The following is a 17,704-nucleotide window of genomic DNA, read 5'->3' as shown; positions in this document are numbered from 1 at the left end:
TGGGAGCGCTCCCAAGCGGGCAGGATGCTGCGGTGACAGCGACTGCCCACGTACGCCCCTACCGCCCCGCCGACGCCCCGGCCCTCGACGACATCTGCATCCGGACCGCGCACAACGGCCGGGACAGCCGGCCCGTGTACGCCGACCCGGCCGTCCTGCCGGCCATCTTCGCCGCCCCCTACGTCCACCTGGACCCCGATCTGGCCTTCGTGCTGGACGACGGCCGGGGACGAGCGGCCGGCTACATCCTCGGTACGGCGGACACCGTGCGCTTCGCCGAGGAGTTCCGGACCAAGTGGCTGCCGCGGGTCGCGGACCGCCACCCGGCGCCGCAGGGTCCGCCCGGCACTCCGGACGAGGTCATGGCCGGACTGCTGCACGACCCGGAGCGCATGATCATCCCGGAACTGGCCGCCTACCCCGCCCACCTGCACATCGACCTGCTGCCCGACTGGCAGGGACAGGGCCACGGGCGCGCCCTGATGCGCACGTTCTGGCGGGCCCTGCGCGCACGCGGCGTCCCGGCCGTCCACCTGGTGATGGCGACGGCCAACACCCCGGCCAGGGCCTTCTACGACCGCCTGGGCTTCCACGAGATCGCCGCGGCGGGCCTCGACCCCGCGGATGTCACCTGCCTGGGACGTACCACCGAGGACACGGACCGGACCTGACGGCCGGACAGGCGGACAGGCGGTCAGACCGCCCCCAGGCGGTAGACGCTGAAGGCCCGGCGGATGACCGGCTGCGCCACGTTGCGCACCCGGACTCCGCCCGCCGTCATCCCGTGCTCCGTGCCCAGGTGGGCGTGTCCGTGCACGGCGAGGTCGGCGCCGGCCGTGTCGATCGCCTCCGCCAGGAGGTAGCTGCCGAGGAACGGATGGATCTCCGGCGGCTCCCCGGCGAGCGTGTCCGCGACGGGGGAGAAGTGCGTCAGCGCCACTCGCGCCGCGCAGTCCTCCGCCGCCAGCTCCTTGAGCGCGGCGTGCAGACTGTCCGCCGAACGGCGCGTGGTCCGCACGAACTCCTTCATCACCGGCTCACCGAACTCGCCGGCGCTGCGCCCCACGAACCCCCCGCCGAACCCCTTGGTCCCGGCGATCCCCACCCGGCCCCCGGCGCACTCCACGACCGTTCCCTCGCCCTCCAGCACGGTCACGCCGGCGTCCCGGAGGATCGCGGTGACCTTCTCGGGCTGTTCGTCGTGGTGGTCGTGGTTCCCGAGGACCGCCACCACCGGCACCGGCAGGTCGCGCACCTCCCGGGCCACCACCCGCGCCTCTTCCGGGGTGCCGTGCCGGGTGAGGTCCCCGGCGAGCAGCAGCAGGTCGGCACAGTCGGGCAGGGTCTCGAACGCGGGCCGCAGCAGTCCTTCGCTGTCGGGCCCCATGTGGATGTCTCCGACGGCGGCGACGCGGATCATCACAGCTCCTCCGCATGGTCGGGGCGGGTGGTGTCCGCCACCACGATGTCGGCGTGCACGGTCAGCCCGGCCAGCTCCTCACGGGCGACGCGCAGCACGGTCTGCCGGCACTGCGCCGAGGGCACCGTGCCGGTGAGCGCGATCGCCCCGGCCCGGACCTCGGCACGTACGCCGAGTTCCCCGAGTTCCTCCGCGGCGAGCCGGTTCTGCAGGTGGGCCACCCGGTACTCGACGTTCTCGGGCGTCCCGGCCGCGGTGGCGGGGCCGCTCGCCGCGGGGCCCTGGTGTCCGACGGGGTCGCTCATCGCCGATCCTCCTTCGTGGCGGTGACCGGTGGACCGGCCGGAGCAATGATCTCCAGCCGTTCGAGGATGAAGAAGAACGCGGCGGGCATCGGGTCGTCGCCGCAGTCGCGGCGCAGCGCCGCCCAGTCGATCTTCTCCCGCAGGGTGCGGGCGATCGGCAGCACCGCACCGAAGTCGCAGTGGTGCTCCGAGAAGGCCGCCAGCAGGCCGTGCAGCAGGTCGGTCGGCGACAGGACCGGCATCAGCACCGAGTCGACCGACAGGTCCCGGGCCCGGGCCAGCAGTTCCGTGGTGACGGGCTCGTGCGCCAGCTCGAAGATCAGGTCGACCTGCTGCCCCAGGCAGTCCGCCTTCAGCAGCCAGTCCTCGGGCGGTGTGTAGACCGTCAGCCCCGCCTCCCGCAGCGTCGCGGCGACGGCGTCCGCGTCCTCGGGCCGGATGCAGAAGTCGACGTCGTGCTGGAGGTTCTGGGTGCCTCCGTGCGCGTACACGGCGACACTGCCGGCCAGCGCGAACGGGTGCTCCGCCTTCTTCAGGGTCGAGCCCACCTGCTTCGCTGCCTGGAGGATCGCCTGGTTGCGGTCGAGCGGGAGATCTTCGTGAGGTGCCTCGCGCCGGGGGAGGGGACCGCGCTCCCCGGCGGCCGGGCGCAACTCGGAGACGCCGGAGCGTCGGCCGGTGGCGTGGTCGTCGGCGGGCTGCCTCATCACTGTCCCCTTCCCGGTTCCCGGGCTGTCGCCGTCGCGGGACGGACCGGACCGGCCCTCCCCCTCGAAAGGGCGGGTACCCGGCGCCGTGGCGCCGACACCGCGGCCCGTGCCGGTGTGGCGCACGCGGGAACGGGGGCACTCGCCCGGCATGAGCGACAAGCGGACACGTCAGGGGACCGGCCCCGCCGGCCGCCGGACCGTGGAACGGCTGGTGGCGGCCTGGCTGGCCGAGACGGAACGGCACGACCCCGAGGCCGCCGGCGAGGCCCGGGACGGCTGGGAACGGGGCGCGCTGTCCGAACGGGCCGCCCAGGACCTGGCCACCTGGGTCACCGCCAGGGTCACGGACACGGGCTTCACCGAGGACGAGGGCCCCTACGTGGCGGGCCCGGTGCGGATCACACCGGCGGACAAGGACACCGTGCACGCCTGGCTGCGCGCCCAGGGGCACGCCGTGTGAGGCGGACACCGGAGCGTCTGGCACCGCCCGCGCCGCCCCGCCCGTCGGGCCGCTCACCCGTCCGGCGCTTCGGTCCCGGCGAAAGGGGCACGCGTCACCTCGTACGACCCCGAGCGCCGAGGAGTGGTGCCGCATGACCGAGTACGAGCGTTCCCGCACCATGCCCGCCCAGCCCGAGCAGGTCTTCGACCAAGCCGCGAACGTCGGGCAGCTGGAGACCTGGTTGCCCCGGGACCTGCACGTCGAGCCGGAGGAGCCGCCCGCGGTCACCGTGCACGAGGACCGCACCGACCAGGACACCTCGGCGCTGCTGAGCGCCCGGCCCGAGCAGATGCGGCTCGAGTGGGGCACCCGCGAGCAGGGCAGCTACGCCGGCTGGCTGCAGGTCGCCGGACTCGACAGCGGGGCCAGCGAGGTCACCGTGCACCTGTCGTTCTTCGACGAGGGGCACGACCCGGGCCGGCGGACGGTGGACGAGGCCCTCGACGGCAGCCTGCGGCGGCTGGAGGAACAGGTGAGGACGCGCACCGACAACGCGGCCGGCTGAGGAGGACGACGAGGACCCGCCGGGTCCGTGACCGGGGAGCCCGCGGCCCCGACCGCGCCGGCGGCCGGGGCGTGCTCACCCTGGCCGCCGTCCGTGTCACGGCAGTCGCAAGGTCCGCCGAACGCCTCCCTCAGCAGTCCGGCACGCCGGCGATCTTCTCGCCGCCCCTGAGATAGAGGTTGCTGACCCAGGCGATGTCACTGCCCGAGAACTCCTGCACGGCCGTCCACCAGTCGTTGCCGCCGACGGCCGGGTCGTTCACGTACTGTCCCCGCTTCTGGCAGACGGCGTCCAGCCAGTAGGCGGAGCGGACCGCGAGCACGTTGGAGTCGGTGGTCGGCTGCTGGCGCAGGCGGACGTTCGTCGCCCAGATGTAGACGTCGGTCAGCGCCGGGTCCCCGCCGCTCGGCGCGGCCGGGGCGGCCTGGGCGCCGGCGGCGAGCGCGCCGACGGTGAGCGCGGCCGCGGCCAGCGCGGTGACGGAGTGACGCATCAGTCGCTTCATGTGTGGTTCCCCCGTGGTCGTGGTCGGTCCGGGTCAGCAGGTGGCCGAGGCGGGCAGGTCGCCGTACGCGTCGCCCTTGAGGTAGACGGCGCTGACGTAGCCCTCGACGAGCTTCACCCAGACGTTGTTGGTGTAGCCGTGGTCGCTGATGGTCTCGCCCCGTGTCCAGCAGTAGGCGCCGCGCGGCTGGCCGGCCGCGACCGAGCCCACCTTGGCGTAGGAACGGGCCGGTCCGGAGCGGACGTTGACGGTCTCGTACGGCTCGACCGCATACGGCGCGGCGAGCACACGGTCGGAGCCCCGGCCGTCGTCGGAGACCGCGACGGCGGTCGTGGCGGTGAGCGGGCCGAGCAGCGCGAGCGCTCCGGCCCCGATGAGCGCGACCCTGGTGAACGGGCGAACGGTCATGTGGTGATTCCCCCTGTGCCGATCGTGCCGCCGGGCGGTACCCGGCTCGCACTCAGCACTCTAGGGACGACCGGGACGCCGGTGTCCCTGACAAATGTCAGGGCGCCCACCGTTCGGGCACCCGGCGGGAGCGGCCCGGTGTCCGTCCGTCCGCCCGCCCCGTTCCTCGGAGCGGCTGCGCCGTCACCGGCGTACGCGCCCTGACCGGGCGTCAACGGGCCCGGCGACGACATGTCACGCGACCACCCGTACAGGGCCGGTTGGCTGATCGTTTGCAGCCCTCCGGGTGTGTGTCCCGCCCCGGGCGGCCGAAGCGGTCGTCACCCGAATGGCCCCCGCGCGCTACTGGTCACGGCCGAACCGGTGTCTCCTGGAGGGTGTCAGCGGCGTCCAGGCTGGGAGGCCGATCATGTACGAAATGTGCGTGGGCCCGGAGAAGGCGGGCGGAGCGTTGGTGTGGCACGTACTGTCCAAACAGGCGGCGGCCACACTCTGCGGACAGCAGCTCCGCGAACGTATCGAGGCATCCGACGGTGAACGGGCGCGTCACTGCCCGGACTGCATGGCTTCGTTCGAGAAGTTGATGGCAACCACACCGTGCTGACGGACCGTCCGCGAGCCGTCCGCCCCGCCGCATCCCGCGGCGGGGCGGACGGCGTACCCGTGGCGGCGTGATTGTCGGCTGGGGTCATGGTCATAGGTCTGGGCCGCTTCGGTGATCTTTCGATGGGCAGGGTGCCGCGCTCCCGCTCCTCGTGGTCCGGCGGCCGATTGACTGGGGAACGGCCGGCGCGGCGCGGTGCGACCGAGCGCCGCCGGTTCTCCCTCCCCTCGTATCCCGCCACCGTGAGGAGTAGTACGTGTCGCAGATCACCGACTCGGCCCCGGCTGGTGCCTTCCCGCGACTGGACTGGGTGGACGACGTGCTGTCACCCGCCCTGCGGTCCGCCGTCGAGGCGCTGCCGGCCGCGGAGAGCCTCGTGGCCAGGTACCACCGGGGCTGGTGCGAGGCCGACGGCGCGCCCCGCGCGGCCACGTCCGGGGGTGGCAAGAGGGTACGGCCCGCGCTCGCCCTGCTGTCGGCGGTGGCCGTGGGGGCGGACCCGTCCCAGGCGGTGCCCGGCGCCGTCGCGGTCGAGCTGGTCCACGACTTCACCCTGCTGCACGACGATGTCATCGACGGCGACGCGCTGCGCCGCCACCGGCCCGCCGCCTGGTCGCTGTTCGGGACCCCCGCGGCCGTACTGACCGGCGACGCGCTGCTGGTGGCGGCGCTGCGCGTGCTGACCCAGGCCGCCCCGGGCCGGGCCGGGGCGGCCGTGCGGGAGCTGGTGGGCAGCCTCCTGGAACTGGTGGAGGGGCAGAGCCACGACGTCGCGTTCGAGAAGGCCCAGGAGGTCTCGGTCGCCGACTACCTGGCCATGGCCGCCGGCAAGACCGGCTCCCTGATCGGCTGTGCCTGCGCGCTGGGCGGCGTGCTGGCCGGCGCGGACAGCGTCCGGGTGGGCGGACTGCGGGAGTTCGGCCGGAGCCTCGGCGTGGCCTTCCAGTGCACGGACGACATCCTCGGCATCTGGGGCCGCAGCGCGCGCAGCGGCAAGCCGGTCGGCGCCGACCTCGCCGCGCGCAAGAAGTCCCTGCCGGTGGTGGCGGCGCTGGCCGCCCGGGGCCCCGCGGCCGAGCGGCTGCGCGAGCTGTACCGCACACCGCACCGGCCGGGGGAGACCGACGTGGACCTGGCCCGTCACCTGGTGGAGGAGGCCGGCGGCCGGCAGGCGGCCGAGGAGGAGGCACGCCGCCACCTGGCGGCGGCGCTGCGGTCCCTGTCCCTGGCCCGGCCGACCGCCGACGCCTACCGCCAACTGCACGACATCGCCTGGGCGATGACCCGCCGCGAGTCGTGACCCCGTCCGCCCGCCCGCGCCCGGCAGCGGCGAGTGGGCCACCCACGCGTGACCCGGGGCCGGGCGGACCGTTGTCCTGGCGATGACCGCTCCGTTCCCGCACCCCGGCCGCACCGTGGCCGCCCGCCGCGGACCCGATCCGACGAAACAGAGTGGAGCCGTGCAGCACACCGAGCACAGCGCAGCGCCCGAGGGCGACCTCCCGGCCGTGGCCGCCTACGGGCTGCAGGTGGCCCGGGGCACCCGCCCGGTGCTGCGCGACATCAGTTTCACCATCCCCCGCGGCCGGGTCGTCGGGCTGCTGGGCCCGAGCGGCTGCGGCAAGACCACCTTGCTGCGCTGCGTGGTCGGCGTCCAGCAGCCGAGCGTCGGCCACGTCCAGGTCCTCGGCCACACGGCGGGGGCCTGGCCGCTGCGCACCCGCGTCGGCTACGTCACCCAGGCGCCCTCCGTGTACGCGGACCTGACGGTCCTGGAGAACCTGCGGTACTTCGCCGCCGCCCTCGGCCTGCGGGGCTGGCACCGGGAGGACGCCGTGGTCCGCGTCGTGAAGGAGGTGGACCTCGTGGCCTACGCGGACCAGCCGGTCGCCCGTCTGTCGGGTGGCCAGTACTCGCGGGTCTCCCTGGCCGTCGCCCTGCTCAACCGGCCCGACCTGCTGGTGATGGACGAACCGACGGTCGGGCTCGACCCGATGGTGCGGCGCGAACTGTGGCTGGTCTTCCGGCGGCTGGCCGACGAGGGCACCACCCTGCTGGTCTCCAGCCACGTCATGGACGAGGCCGACCGCTGCGACCGGCTGCTGCTGATGCGCTCCGGCCGGCTGCTGGCCAGCGCCGACCGCGGCAGCCTGCTGGAACACACCGGCTGCGACGAGGTGGAGGAGGCGTTCCTGCACCTCGTCACGGCCGCGGCGGCCGCCGAGGCACGGGCCCGCCGGCGCCACCCCGTCGACGGCCTGTCGCCCCATCTCCTCGACCAGGCCGGCGCCCCCGAAGCCGAACGCGCCTTCTTCGCTGCGGAAACCCTCACATGACTGTCACCCACCTGACCGACCGCCTGCCGTTCTCGCCCGGCATCACCGCCGCCACCGCGGTACGCGTACTCCAGCAGATCTCCCGCGACCGGGGGAGCACCGCGCTGCTGCTGGGCATCCCCTGCATGCTCATGGTGCTGCTCAAGCTGATGTTCCACGACGCCGAGGACACCTTCGAGCGGGTCGGGCCCCAGGTCTTCGGCATCTTCCCGGTCATCGTGATGTACCTCGTGGCCTCCGTGTCCACCCTCAGGGAGCGCACCTCGGGAACCGCGGAACGGCTGCTGACCATGCCGGTACGGCGACTCGACATCGTCCTCGGCTACAGCCTCGCCTTCGCGTTCCTCGCCCTGCTCCAGGCGGTGCTGTCCACGCTGCTCTCGGTGGGGCCGCTGGGCCTGGACATCAAGGGCCCCGCCTATCTTCTGATGGTCATCGCCATGCTGGGGGCCCTGCTGGGGCTGGCCCTCGGCCTGCTGGTGAGCGCCTTCGCCCGCAACGAGTTCCAGGCGGTGCAGTTCCTGCCCGCCGGAGTCCTGCCCCAGTTCCTGGTGTGCGGGCTGTTCGTGCCCCGCGACGAGATGCACGGCGCGCTCGCCGCCGTGGCCCGGGTGATGCCCATGACCTACGCCGTGCAGGCGGCGGGTGAGGCGGCCACGCACAGCGGCGTCACGGGGCTGTTCGTCAGGGACGCGCTGCTGATCCTCCTGTGCGTGGTCCTGGTGCTCGTCGCCAGCGCGGCCACGCTGAAACGCGGATGAGGGCCGTCCACGACGGCCCTCATCCGCGTACCGGCTGCCCGGTCGGCTAGCGCGCCAGACCCCAGGAGAAGCCTCCGGAGACACTGCCGAACTTCGGGATCTCGAACGGGCCGAAGTGCATCGGGGGCTCGTGGCGGCCGCCGAACCCGTCGCCGCCGCCCTCGCCGCCCGGGCCCATCGAGGCGACGGCGGGAGCGGGCAGCGGGGCGGCAGCGGCCGCGGACACGGCACCGCCCGCCGTCAGGGCCAGCGCGGCCAGGGAGACCACCGCGGCGCGGCGCAGCGAGAACGACATGAGAAACCTCCTGATGGAATTCCGAAAAAAAGGGAGGGGGGAACGACTGAAAGCCTAGCGAGGCCAGTTACCCAATGCCGTGAATGAAAGGCCGAGTTCCCTCGAACGGGGCGGTGGATACACCAGAAGAAAACGCGATGAACGTCACTGAATCAGAAGTCGGAAATGGAATGGCGAATTTCAATATGACCGGGACGCGGCACCCCGCGCCGGCCCCTCGCGCGGTCCTCGGCACCCTCACGGTCCTCACCGTCCTCATGGCCCTGTGCACGGCCGCGGTGCCCGCCTGGGCCGGCCCGCCCCCCGAGCCGAGACCGCCCGCCCCCTACCGGGCACCCCTGTGGCCGGTCCCCGAGCCGGGCCGGTGGCAGCCCGCGCCCGGCCCGGCCGCTCCCGGTGCCCGCGACGCGGGAGGGGGCCGGCCGCACAAGACCCGCCCCGGCACGGCGGACAGCCGTATGGTCGCCGCCGTCAACGGGAGCGGAGGAAGGCCGGTTGCTCGCCGGTGCGGCAGCACAGGGCGCTGACCCGGGCCGCCCGCGGACACAGCGCCGCCATGGCCCGCTCCGGGCGGCTGACCCACACCGGGGCCGACGGCAGCAGCCCCGCCGACCGGATGCGTCAGGCCGGATACCGCGTCGCTTCGGCGGGCGAGAACCTGACCGCCGGATCGGACGGCGCGGAGGCGGCCGTGGCGGTGTGGATGCGCAGCGCCCCGCACCGCCACATCCTCCTGACCTGCCGTTACACCCATGCGGGCGTGGGCAGGGTGAAGGGCTCCGGCGGTCCCTGGTGGACCCTCGACCTCGCCTCGGGGCGCTGACGCGCCCGTGGTCCCCGGACGTCAGGCGAGGTCCGGGTCCCACCACCAGGCGATGGCCGGTGCGCCCTCCACCGGGCCGGGACGCGTGTCCGACGGCTCGTCGGCCCAGGTCAGCGACGTGTCATCCATCTCGTCCGGCCAGTAGCCGCCGCTGAGATAGCGGGGCACCCGCAGTCCCCACTCGTTGTTGCCGCGGATGCCGTGCCTGAGCCCCTGGAGGTAGGTGCCCAGGTCGGCGCCGGCGGTGGGCCGGACCCGGTCGTGGAGTTCGACGAACCGCAGCAGGACCCGGTCGCGCACAGCGGTGGCGGCCCGGACCGCGTCCTGGAGCGGGCAGGACAGCTCCTGCATCAGCACCGTGTAGACGTTCTGGTCGGCGTGGCCGCCCGCCAACTCCTTGCGCAGCGAGTGCCGGTCGTTGTCCAGGGCGGCCACGAGGATGGCCATCTCGGTCAGCGCGCGGACGGCCGGGCGGTGCAGCTCGCGGTCCGGTACCTGCGCGCCTGTCGCCAGTTCCAGCAGGGCGAAGGTGGGTTCCCCGCCCGACGACAGCAGCCGCATCGTCAGGAAGTCGTCCAGACCGGGCATGCGACCGGCCGCCTGGTTGCCGATCTGCCAGGCCACGCCGGACAGCCAGGCGCGGTGCGCGTGGGTGAACCGGCTCACCTGCGTGGGCGGGGCGAAGCCGCGGAAGCGGCGCACGATGTCCTGGAGGGCGCCGAGGAACCGGTCCGCGCCCCGGGCCGAGTCCGCCTCGCAGGCCCGTTGCACCTGCCCGGCCAGCGCGTTGAACTGCGCGGGCCGGCTGCTGAGCGGCCCGCTGTCGCAGCGCGCGTCGTCGAAGGCGAAGCCCCAGTACACCCACAGGGCCGCCGCCAGCAGGCGGTCGTCGTCGGCGACCGGGGCGAATCGGGCGAAGAAGTCGGTGCTGTGCGTGGCCACCACCCAGGCCCGTTCCCGTTCCGACGCGCACATGCCGCAGTCGCGGATCCATTCCACGGCCCGTTTCTCGACCTGTCGGACCCGGGGATGAATGGCGGATTCGAAAGGGCAGAAGACGGGCGGCAATTCCACTCCGGACACGCGGGACGCGGGGGATCCCATGAAAAACACGCACCTTCCGGTTGGGGGAGGGGATTCGCACACGATCATGGGTAACGGCCTCATCGAAAGTCGGCAGACCGGGCCAGCCCGTGGAGGGTGTCAGTCGAAAGGGGGGCTTGGGAGCCGCGGTTGACTCCGGGCCGCTGGCCAGGCACACCCGGGAGCGCGCGGACGGTTCCTGACGATCACTCGGTTGGTGCAGTGTCAGGGTGGGGAGCCGGGGAAGTCGCCGGTCATGCTCCGGCGCGCCGTCCTCCCGCCGGAGCGGCGGGACGCGCCGCGGCCGGGATCCCCGAGTCGGCCGCGGCGCGTCCTCCTCGGACCGCCGGGGCGGCTCCGCACGCCGGGACGATGGGTGTCGGCCGCCGCATCATTTGGGTGTCGTCCCCGATGGCCGTGCGGGGGCCCGGCGTGTGACCGTGGACCGACGCCGCGCCCGGGGGCTTTCCGGGGTGAGGGGCAGAGGCGCGGGCGGATCCGTCCCGCCCGTTCACCGGCGTCGCCGCACGGTCCGTCCCCTCCGGGTGTGCCGTGCGCACCCGCGTGCCGGGGGCGGTGTCAGGGGCATCGGCGCCCCTGGGGCGGCGCATTCGACCGTGTGCCTGCCCGTCTGCCCGTCCGCCCGTCTGCTTGTCCGCCGGGCCGTCCGCCCGCCCGCCCGTCCGCCCCTCCGTCCGCCCGTCCGTCCGTCCGTCCGACGACGCATCCCCGAAGAAGGAGAACCCGCATCCATCCCCGTCAAGTGAAGCCCTCCCGAACCTCCGCGCGGTCGAAGGCGGTGACCCGTGGGACACGCTGACACCCTGCTCGCCATGGGCGGTGCCTTCGTCGCCGCCGCGTTCCTCGCCCGCCTCGGCGGGCGGATCGGACTTCCGACGATCCCCCTGTTCATGCTCGCCGGCATCCTGCTCGGCCCCCACACACCGGGCTTCGTCCTGGTCGAGGACGCGCACGACTTCGAGATGCTCTCCGCGCTCGGACTCGTGCTGCTGCTCTTCTACCTCGGTCTGGAGTTCCACCTCGACGACCTCAAGAGCGGTGGCAAACGGCTGCTCACCGCCGGGGGCGTCTACCTGCTCCTGAACGTCGGCGCCGGACTCGGCTTCGGCTTCGTCCTCGGCTGGGGTGTGCGCGAGGCACTGGTGCTGGCGGGTGTGCTCGGCATCTCCTCCTCCGCGATCGTCACCAAGATCCTCATCGACCTGGGCCGGATCGGCCGCCCGGAGACCCGGCTGATCCTCGGCGTCATCGTGGTGGAGGACATCTTCCTCGCGCTGTACCTGGCCGCCCTGCAGCCGGTCGTCTCGGGCGCGCACGGCGTCGCCGACACGGCACTCCAGGCCGGCAAGGCCTTCGGCTTCCTGCTCGTACTGGCCGCCGCCGCCCGCTACGGCACCCGGCTGGTGGGCCGTCTGATCGACACGCGGGACAACGAACTGCTGGTCATCAGCTTTCTCGGTGCCGCGGTGCTCGTGGCCGGCGTCTCCGAAGTCCTGGGTGTCGCCGACGCCATCGGCGCCTTCATGGTCGGTCTGATCCTCGCCGGCACCCCCTCTGGGCCGCGGATCCGTGAGCTGGTGCACCCGCTGCGCGACGCCTTCGCGGCCATCTTCTTCTTCGCCTTCGGGCTCGCCATCGACCCCGGCGACCTCGCCTCCGTCGCCGGTCCGGTCGCCGCGGCGGCCGCCCTGACCGTCGTCATGAACGTCGTCGCCGGGCTGTGCGTCGCCCGGGTCTACCGCTACGGCTCCGAACCGGCCGCGGAGATCGCCACCACCCTCGTCGCCCGGGGGGAGTTCGCGCTGATCCTGGCCGCCATGGCCGCCGGTGCAGGACTCGACGCCCGGCTCGCTCCCTTCATCGCCGGATACGTGCTCGTCCTCGCCGTCCTCGGCCCCGTGGTCGCGGGCCGCGCCCATGTACTCGCCCGCGGGCTGCGAGCCGCCGCCCGGCTGCTGCCCGGAGACAGGGCACCGGTCGCGGCGGCGGGTGGCGGGGCCGGCGAGGGGGCGGAGGCGGACCGGGGGCCTAAGTCCGCCGCGGCGCCGGTGACGGCCAGGGCCGCCCACTCGGGCGGGTCGGCGTCCTCCTCGGAGCACGCCGAGGCAGAGCGCTAGCCGGGGACGGTACGGCCGGGGCGAGAGCGCCGCGGAACGGTGCCCGTGGGTGGCCGGACGTCGCCCCGGGCGGCACGGCACCGAGGTGCCCGGTGGGACAATCTGCCCACAGGGTCGTAGCCCGACACGGTGGTCGGACGCGTCCGGGACCGGAAGGAGCCGTCAGCATGATCGAGTGGGTGCCTCTGGGCAGCGGTGCCAGACCCGTTCCCCGGCCGGTCTCGGCTCCGCTGGTGTGGGCGGGGGCGTTCGGCGGCGCCCTCGGCCTGGTCGCACTGCTCAACGGCACCGTGGGCGTGGGACGTCCGGGACTCGCCCTGGTCGCGCTCTCCCTGCTGGCGGCCCTGCTCGGGCTCTGCGCCCCCTTCGCGGCCGCACCCGGGACGGCCGTGCTGTGCTGGCTGTCCCTCAACGGCTTCGCCATACCGCCGGCCGGCACGCTCACGTGGGCCGGCCGGCGGGACGCGGTCTGGCTGGCCTGTCTGCTCGGCGCCGCCCTCGTCGGCACGGCCCTGGCCCGTCTGGTCCACGCGCGCGCCGCCTACCGTCGGCTGACCACGGCGAGGGGCCTGGACGCGCCGGAGCCCGGGACCGGCCCCGGCGAGGTCTGAGCCGCCCGGCGGGTGGAAGCGACTCCGCCGGGCGGCACGTGGAGGTGACCCACCCGGCCCCTGGCGTCGGCCCGCCCGGCGGCACCAGGCGGTGACCCGGCCTCGGCCGCCGGCGGCGGGGAGGGCCGGACCACGGACCGGACCGGCCCTCCCCGCCGCCGTGGGGTCAGGCCGTGTGCAGGGTCAGGCCGTAGCGGTTCAGGATCTCGTTGACCGGCTGGAACCAGGTCTCCCCGCCGCTGGAGCAGTTGCCCCAGCCGCCCGAGGTGACGCCCTGCGCCTGGTCACCGCTGATGAAGGAGCCGCCGGAGTCCCCGCCCTCGGCGCACACACTGGTCTTGGTCAGTTGGTGCACCACCGAGCCGTCGCTGTAGTTGACCGTCTCGTTGTGGGCGAGCACGGTGCCGCAGTGCCAGTGCGTGGTGGACCCGGAGCGGCAGACCGAGGCCCCGGCGGGTGCCACGTTCGAGCCGCGTACGAGCTGGTCGGAGACCGTGCCCCAGCCCAGCACGACCGGCACCGTCCACCAGCCGCTGCCCACGCTGACCCACGCGTAGTCGTTGTCGGGGAAGGACGAGCCCTGGAACGTGCCGATGTACGAGCGGTCCCAGCCGCTGACCCCCGCGCCGGCCCGGCCGCAGTGCCCGGCGGTGACGAACCCGCCGTGCACCGAGAAGCCGATGGAGCAGCGGACGTTGCCGGTGTAGTACGGGTCACCGCCGACCGTGCCCGCCGCGAAGGTCCGCGGCGCGGACGCCACCGTCCGCACCGTGACGGGTCCGGCCTCGCGTGCCTGCTCCACGAAGCGCCGGACATCGTTGTCAGCGCGCTCGCCGTCGACCACGTCCACGACCAGCCGGTTGGCCATCTGGTCGACGTGCCAGCCGCTCACTCCGGCCGGTGCGTCCAGGCGGTCGACGCGTGCCTTGGCCGCGTCCAGCCGCTGTGCGCTGTGCTCCACGGTGCGGACCTGAGCACCGGTTGCGCGGACCGCCCGCAGGGTGGAGGGTGCCGCGTCCGAGGTGACGGCCACGGTCAGTCGTCCGGCCCCGGCGTCGAACCACGAGCCGCCGAAGGCCTTTCCGGCCGCCCGGCGTGCCGCGGGTTCGATGCCGGTGGCCGCGCGTTCGGCCGCGAGCCGGTGCTCGGCCTCGGCCCGGGTGAGGCCGAAGTCCCGCTGCATGGCGTCCAGCAGACCGGCGGAGGCCGGCTCATCGGACGAGGAGGGGGCGGAGGGGGAGGAGGAAGGGGAGTGGGCGGGGGCTTCGGCCGCCGAGGCCGGCAGGGTGCCGACCGCGGTGAGGCTGCCGAGCACGAGGAGTCCGGCCAGGCCGAGGTGCCTGAGTCTGCTGCGTCTCACGGAGTTGCCCTTCGTCGTTCCAGCAAGGTGGGGGTGGAACAGATGGCATGGAACAACCGCGGTTTGAGAGCGCTCTCATCGGGTCGCTTCGAGCTTAGCCAGCTCTCTGTCATCAGGTCCATGCCAATGCACGGCCTTTCCTGCCACCGGCCCGAGCGCCCGGTGACCGCCCCCTTTGGTTGGCCGGTCGCGTCCGGGGCACTCAGGCTGCGTCCTAGCAATGACGGCCGCATGACGGCACCTGACGTGGGAGGCACGCGTGGCGGTTCGGCACAGGCTCATCCAGGCGACCCCGGAGGCGGTCTGGGACGTCCTCGCGGACGGCGACCTGTACGTGGAGTGGGTGGTGGGACCCTCAAAGGTCACCCCCAGGGACGGACAGTGGCCGCAGGTCGGTGCGACGATCGCGTACGAGGTGCGGCTCGGGCCGCTGCGGCTGAACAACGAGTCGGTGGTCAGACGCTGCGTACCGGGCTCCGAGCTGGAACTGGAGGCGAAGGCGGGCAGCCTCGGCACGGCCCGGATCGCCGTCGAACTGCGGCCCTGGGGCGAGCAGTGCCTGGTGATCGTGGACGAACACCCCCTGCGCGGGCCGGGCGGGCTGCTGCACAACGTCGGCGTCGAGGCGCTGATCCAGGTGCGGCACCGGGCCATGCTCGCCAGGCTCGCGAAACTGTGCGCGTCCGAGGCCGGTGACCGGTGCCGTCCCGACCCGCCCGACGCGGTGGGGTCCGTCGAGTACCGGCCGGGAACCGGCCGTGCCTGACGCCGTCGTGATCGGGGCCGGACCCAACGGCCTGGTGGCGGCGAACCTGTTGGCCGACGCCGGCTGGAGCGTGACGGTCCTGGAGGAGCAGCCCGGACCGGGCGGCGCGGTGCGGCACGACGACGAGGTCGCCCCCGGCTTCGTCAACGACCTGTTCAGCTCCTTCTACCCGCTCGCCGCCGCCTCCCCGGTACTCGCCGGACTGCGGCTGCAGGACCACGGGCTGCGCTGGGCGCACGCGCCGCACGTACTGGCCCATCCCCTGACCGACGGGAACTGCGCCGTCCTCGACCGGGACCTGGCGACCACCGCCGCCTCGCTGGACGCCTTCGCCCCGGGGGACGGCGCCGCCTGGGAGCGGCTGCACGAGGTGTGGGACCGCTACCGGGCCGACATCCTGGACGCCCTGTTCACCCCCTTCCCGCCGGTGCGCGCCGGTGCCCGGCTGGCTCTGCGGCTGCGCGGTGCGGGCGGGCTCAGGCTCGCCCGCACCCTGGTCCTGCCGGTGCGCCGGATGGGGGAGGAGGAGTTCCGGGGCGAGGGCGGCAGACTGCTCCTGGCCGGCAACGCCCTGCACGCCGACCTCGCCCCCGAGGCGGCCGGCAGCGGCGGCTTCGGCTGGCTGATGTCGATGCTCGGGCAGACTTACGGCTTCCCCGTGCCGGTCGGCGGTTCCGGCGCCCTCACCGAGGCCCTGGTCCACCGGCTGCGCGCCCGGGGCGGCACCCTGCACTGCGGGCAGCGCGTCGAACGGGTCATGGTCCGCGACCGGCGCGCCGTCGGCGTGCGCACCGCCGACGGGGAGAGGGTCACCGCCCGCCGCGCCGTCCTCGCCGACGTCTCCGTCCCCGCCCTCTACGGCGCCCTCGTCGCCCCGGCGGACCTGCCGGACCAGGTCCTCACCGACCTGCGGCGCTTCCAGTGGGACTTCGCCACCTTCAAGGTGGACTGGGCGCTGGACGGACCCGTGCCCTGGCGGTGCGAGCAGGCGGCGCGGGCCGGCACCGTGCACCTGTCCGACGGCCTCGACGAACTGACCCGGTTCGCCGCGCAGATCGCCATGCGGCAGGTCCCCGACCGCCCCTTCTCGCTGTTCGGCCAGATGACGACCACGGACCCGACCCGCTCACCGCGCGGCACCGAGTCCGCCTGGGCCTACACCCACGTCCCCCACGACGTCCGCGCCGACGCGGGGGACGAGGGCATCACCGGCCGCTGGGACGCCAGGGACCAGGAACTGATGGCCGATCGGGTCGAACGCCAGGTGGAACGCTTCGCGCCCGGCTTCCGCGCACTCGTCAGGGCCCGCCGCGTGCTCGCCCCGCCGACGCTCCAGGCCATGGACGCCAATCTGGAGGGCGGCGCCATCAACGGCGGCACCACCGCCATGCACCAGCAGCTCGTCTTCCGGCCCGTGCCCGGCACCGGGCGGCCGGAGACCCCGGTGACCGGACTCTTCCTCGCCTCCGCGGGCGCCCACCCGGGCGGCGGGGTGCACGGCGCTCCCGGTGCCAACGCCGCGCGCGCCGCACTGCGCCAGCACCGGTTCGCGGGCCTCGCCCGGGTGCAGCGTGCCCTGACCCGGCGGGACCGGGCGGGAGACCGGCGGTGAACGCCCGCGAAGTCCTCCAGGATCCAGGAACCCGCAGGATGCAGGAGCCCGAGGAAAGGGCCGCCACGTGACCGACAGCCCACTGCAGAACCGCACCGTCGTGGTGACCGGCGCCGCGCGCGGACTCGGCGCCGCCCTGGCCCGCGCCTGCGCACAGCGAGGCGCCCGGCTCGCGCTGCTCGGCCTGGAGAAGCCGCGACTGGACGCCCTGGCCGCGGACCTGCCGACCCCGGCGCTCGCCGTCGAGACCGACGTCACCGACCCCGCCGCGCTGGCCGACGCGGCCGTTGAGACGCGCCGGCGGCTGGGGCGGCCGTCGGTCGTGGTGGCGAACGCCGGGGTCGCGCACGGCGGACCGTTCGCCACCTCGGACCCCGCCGAGTGGCGCCGGGTCGTCGACGTGAACCTGACCGGCAGCGCCCACACGGCCCGCGCCTTCCTGCCGGACCTGCTCGAGACCGCCGGGTACCACCTCCAGATCGCCTCGCTGGCCTCGCTCGGCGCCGCCCCCCTGATGAGCGGCTACTGCGCCGCCAAGGCGGGCGTCGAGGCCTTCGCCCACTCGCTGCGCGCCGAGGTGGCCCACCGCGGCGTCGCCGTGGGCATCGCCTACCTCAACTGGATCGACACCGACATGATCCGCGACGCCGACCGCTACCCGGTCCTGCGGGAACTGCGCGCCCACATGCCGCCCCCGGCCCGTCGCACCTTCCCGGCGGACGACGTCGCCGCCCGGCTGGTCCGCGCCGTGGAGCGCCGCCGTACCGCCGTGTACGTGCCGGGCTGGCTGCGCCTGGCGCAGCTGGGGCGTGCGTCCCTGCCGCCCGCGGTGATGCGGCTGTCCCGACGCGAGCTGCCCCGGCTGGAGGCCGAGGGCGCCCTCGGGCAGACCGGCCCGCTGGGCGCGGGCGGCCGGGCCGACCGAGCGGCGGACACGGGCGCGTGACGGGCCTGCGCCGC

At 74.2% G+C, this 17,704-nt stretch carries 21 protein-coding genes; 13 read left to right on the top strand and 8 right to left on the bottom strand.

The window, feature by feature from the left end; genetic code table 11:
* The first annotated feature begins 32 nt into the window (after positions 1-32).
* Positions 33-671, top strand: coding sequence for a GNAT family N-acetyltransferase (locus ACZ6IM_RS18450; RefSeq protein WP_469557563.1), 639 nt, complete (start codon positions 33-35; stop codon positions 669-671).
* Positions 672-694: 23 nt separating this feature from the next.
* On the opposite strand, the gene ACZ6IM_RS18445 is transcribed toward ACZ6IM_RS18450, so the two are convergent.
* From ACZ6IM_RS18445 to ACZ6IM_RS18435, 3 genes are read right to left on the bottom strand one after another with little or no spacing between them, the layout of a single operon-like run.
* Positions 695-1,420 carry a metallophosphoesterase family protein gene (locus ACZ6IM_RS18445; RefSeq protein ID WP_469557561.1) on the bottom strand — a complete coding sequence of 242 codons (726 nt, stop codon included), beginning with the start codon at positions 1,418-1,420 and terminating at the stop codon, positions 695-697.
* Positions 1,420-1,725: a BON domain-containing protein gene (locus ACZ6IM_RS18440; RefSeq protein WP_052840401.1), complete on the bottom strand. Its 306-nt coding sequence runs from the start codon at positions 1,723-1,725 to the stop codon at positions 1,420-1,422. Before ACZ6IM_RS18440 ends, ACZ6IM_RS18445 begins: the two co-directional genes overlap by 1 nt.
* The gene (locus ACZ6IM_RS18435; protein ID WP_469557559.1) at positions 1,722-2,432 is read right to left on the bottom strand and encodes a nucleotidyltransferase family protein; all 711 of its coding nucleotides are present in this window, start codon (positions 2,430-2,432) and stop codon (positions 1,722-1,724) included. Before ACZ6IM_RS18435 ends, ACZ6IM_RS18440 begins: the two co-directional genes overlap by 4 nt.
* 151 nt (positions 2,433-2,583) lie before the next feature.
* On the opposite strand from ACZ6IM_RS18435, the gene ACZ6IM_RS18430 reads away from it, so the two are divergent.
* Entirely contained in the window at positions 2,584-2,895 is a 312-nt protein-coding gene (locus tag ACZ6IM_RS18430; protein WP_052840399.1) for a hypothetical protein, read from the top strand.
* A 133-nt stretch (positions 2,896-3,028) separates the two neighbouring features.
* A complete protein-coding gene (locus ACZ6IM_RS18425) occupies positions 3,029-3,442 on the top strand; it encodes an SRPBCC family protein (protein ID WP_052840398.1) in 414 nt (137 codons plus the stop codon).
* 130 nt (positions 3,443-3,572) lie between these two features.
* On the opposite strand, the gene ACZ6IM_RS18420 is transcribed toward ACZ6IM_RS18425, so the two are convergent.
* Positions 3,573-3,947: a hypothetical protein gene (locus ACZ6IM_RS18420; RefSeq protein ID WP_052840397.1), complete on the bottom strand. Its 375-nt coding sequence runs from the start codon at positions 3,945-3,947 to the stop codon at positions 3,573-3,575.
* Between the two features lie 33 nt (positions 3,948-3,980).
* Complete coding sequence (locus ACZ6IM_RS18415; RefSeq protein ID WP_052840396.1) at positions 3,981-4,355, bottom strand: SH3 domain-containing protein; 375 nt, start codon at positions 4,353-4,355, stop codon at positions 3,981-3,983.
* An 860-nt stretch (positions 4,356-5,215) separates the two neighbouring features.
* Between ACZ6IM_RS18415 and ACZ6IM_RS18410 the strand changes: the two genes are divergently transcribed.
* The 3 genes from ACZ6IM_RS18410 to ACZ6IM_RS18400 all read left to right on the top strand — a co-directional run bounded on the left by ACZ6IM_RS18410 (position 5,216) and on the right by ACZ6IM_RS18400 (position 8,056).
* Positions 5,216-6,259 (top strand): polyprenyl synthetase family protein, encoded by a 1,044-nt coding sequence (locus tag ACZ6IM_RS18410; RefSeq protein ID WP_469557556.1) that lies wholly within the window; start codon positions 5,216-5,218, stop codon positions 6,257-6,259.
* 208 nt (positions 6,260-6,467) lie between these two features.
* Complete coding sequence (locus ACZ6IM_RS18405) at positions 6,468-7,295, top strand: ABC transporter ATP-binding protein (RefSeq protein ID WP_052840449.1); 828 nt, start codon at positions 6,468-6,470, stop codon at positions 7,293-7,295.
* The gene (locus ACZ6IM_RS18400) at positions 7,292-8,056 is read left to right on the top strand and encodes an ABC transporter permease (RefSeq protein WP_469557554.1); all 765 of its coding nucleotides are present in this window, start codon (positions 7,292-7,294) and stop codon (positions 8,054-8,056) included. Before ACZ6IM_RS18405 ends, ACZ6IM_RS18400 begins: the two co-directional genes overlap by 4 nt.
* 46 nt (positions 8,057-8,102) lie before the next feature.
* On the opposite strand, the gene ACZ6IM_RS18395 is transcribed toward ACZ6IM_RS18400, so the two are convergent.
* Complete coding sequence (locus ACZ6IM_RS18395) at positions 8,103-8,351, bottom strand: hypothetical protein (RefSeq protein WP_052840393.1); 249 nt, start codon at positions 8,349-8,351, stop codon at positions 8,103-8,105.
* Positions 8,352-8,521: 170 nt separating this feature from the next.
* On the opposite strand from ACZ6IM_RS18395, the gene ACZ6IM_RS18390 reads away from it, so the two are divergent.
* Entirely contained in the window at positions 8,522-8,878 is a 357-nt protein-coding gene (locus ACZ6IM_RS18390) for a hypothetical protein (protein WP_469557552.1), read from the top strand.
* Positions 8,857-9,174 (top strand): CAP domain-containing protein, encoded by a 318-nt coding sequence (locus ACZ6IM_RS18385; protein ID WP_469557550.1) that lies wholly within the window; start codon positions 8,857-8,859, stop codon positions 9,172-9,174. Before ACZ6IM_RS18390 ends, ACZ6IM_RS18385 begins: the two co-directional genes overlap by 22 nt.
* Positions 9,175-9,195: 21 nt before the next feature.
* Here the strand turns inward: ACZ6IM_RS18385 and ACZ6IM_RS18380 are convergent, their stop codons facing one another.
* Positions 9,196-10,173: a terpene synthase family protein gene (locus ACZ6IM_RS18380; RefSeq protein WP_469557548.1), complete on the bottom strand. Its 978-nt coding sequence runs from the start codon at positions 10,171-10,173 to the stop codon at positions 9,196-9,198.
* 890 nt (positions 10,174-11,063) lie between these two features.
* Between ACZ6IM_RS18380 and ACZ6IM_RS18375 the strand changes: the two genes are divergently transcribed.
* Together ACZ6IM_RS18375 and ACZ6IM_RS18370 are read left to right on the top strand one after the other, a co-directional pair.
* Positions 11,064-12,395: a cation:proton antiporter gene (locus ACZ6IM_RS18375; RefSeq protein ID WP_469557546.1), complete on the top strand. Its 1,332-nt coding sequence runs from the start codon at positions 11,064-11,066 to the stop codon at positions 12,393-12,395.
* A 167-nt stretch (positions 12,396-12,562) separates the two neighbouring features.
* Positions 12,563-13,006, top strand: coding sequence for a hypothetical protein (locus ACZ6IM_RS18370; protein ID WP_052840390.1), 444 nt, complete (start codon positions 12,563-12,565; stop codon positions 13,004-13,006).
* Positions 13,007-13,172: 166 nt separating this feature from the next.
* On the opposite strand, the gene ACZ6IM_RS18365 is transcribed toward ACZ6IM_RS18370, so the two are convergent.
* Entirely contained in the window at positions 13,173-14,366 is a 1,194-nt protein-coding gene (locus ACZ6IM_RS18365; protein ID WP_052840389.1) for a S1 family peptidase, read from the bottom strand.
* Positions 14,367-14,625: 259 nt separating this feature from the next.
* Between ACZ6IM_RS18365 and ACZ6IM_RS18360 the strand changes: the two genes are divergently transcribed.
* The 3 genes from ACZ6IM_RS18360 to ACZ6IM_RS18350 all read left to right on the top strand — a co-directional run bounded on the left by ACZ6IM_RS18360 (position 14,626) and on the right by ACZ6IM_RS18350 (position 17,690).
* Positions 14,626-15,132, top strand: coding sequence for an SRPBCC family protein (locus tag ACZ6IM_RS18360; RefSeq protein ID WP_052840388.1), 507 nt, complete (start codon positions 14,626-14,628; stop codon positions 15,130-15,132).
* A complete protein-coding gene (locus tag ACZ6IM_RS18355) occupies positions 15,125-16,744 on the top strand; it encodes a phytoene desaturase family protein (RefSeq protein ID WP_052840387.1) in 1,620 nt (539 codons plus the stop codon). Before ACZ6IM_RS18360 ends, ACZ6IM_RS18355 begins: the two co-directional genes overlap by 8 nt.
* 67 nt (positions 16,745-16,811) lie before the next feature.
* Positions 16,812-17,690 carry an SDR family oxidoreductase gene (locus tag ACZ6IM_RS18350; protein ID WP_052840386.1) on the top strand — a complete coding sequence of 293 codons (879 nt, stop codon included), beginning with the start codon at positions 16,812-16,814 and terminating at the stop codon, positions 17,688-17,690.
* The last annotated feature ends 14 nt before the right edge of the window (positions 17,691-17,704 follow it).

Source organism: Streptomyces sp. NPDC042336 (assembly GCF_055581985.1).
The sequence above is the reverse complement of the archived record's forward strand: the minus strand, read 5'-3'. Positions and strand labels throughout refer to the sequence as shown.

Coding starts and splice junctions, on each gene's coding strand:
- ACZ6IM_RS18420 (WP_052840397.1), bottom strand. CDS start 3,947: ATGAAGCGACTGATGCGTCACTCCGTCACCGCGCTGGCCGCGGCCGCG.
- ACZ6IM_RS18415 (WP_052840396.1), bottom strand. CDS start 4,355: ATGACCGTTCGCCCGTTCACCAGGGTCGCGCTCATCGGGGCCGGAGCG.
- ACZ6IM_RS18440 (WP_052840401.1), bottom strand. CDS start 1,725: ATGAGCGACCCCGTCGGACACCAGGGCCCCGCGGCGAGCGGCCCCGCC.
- ACZ6IM_RS18370 (WP_052840390.1), top strand. CDS start 12,563: ATGATCGAGTGGGTGCCTCTGGGCAGCGGTGCCAGACCCGTTCCCCGG.
- ACZ6IM_RS18425 (WP_052840398.1), top strand. CDS start 3,029: ATGACCGAGTACGAGCGTTCCCGCACCATGCCCGCCCAGCCCGAGCAG.
- ACZ6IM_RS18390 (WP_469557552.1), top strand. CDS start 8,522: ATGGCGAATTTCAATATGACCGGGACGCGGCACCCCGCGCCGGCCCCT.
- ACZ6IM_RS18445 (WP_469557561.1), bottom strand. CDS start 1,420: ATGATCCGCGTCGCCGCCGTCGGAGACATCCACATGGGGCCCGACAGC.
- ACZ6IM_RS18400 (WP_469557554.1), top strand. CDS start 7,292: ATGACTGTCACCCACCTGACCGACCGCCTGCCGTTCTCGCCCGGCATC.
- ACZ6IM_RS18395 (WP_052840393.1), bottom strand. CDS start 8,351: ATGTCGTTCTCGCTGCGCCGCGCCGCGGTGGTCTCCCTGGCCGCGCTG.
- ACZ6IM_RS18435 (WP_469557559.1), bottom strand. CDS start 2,432: ATGAGGCAGCCCGCCGACGACCACGCCACCGGCCGACGCTCCGGCGTC.
- ACZ6IM_RS18430 (WP_052840399.1), top strand. CDS start 2,584: ATGAGCGACAAGCGGACACGTCAGGGGACCGGCCCCGCCGGCCGCCGG.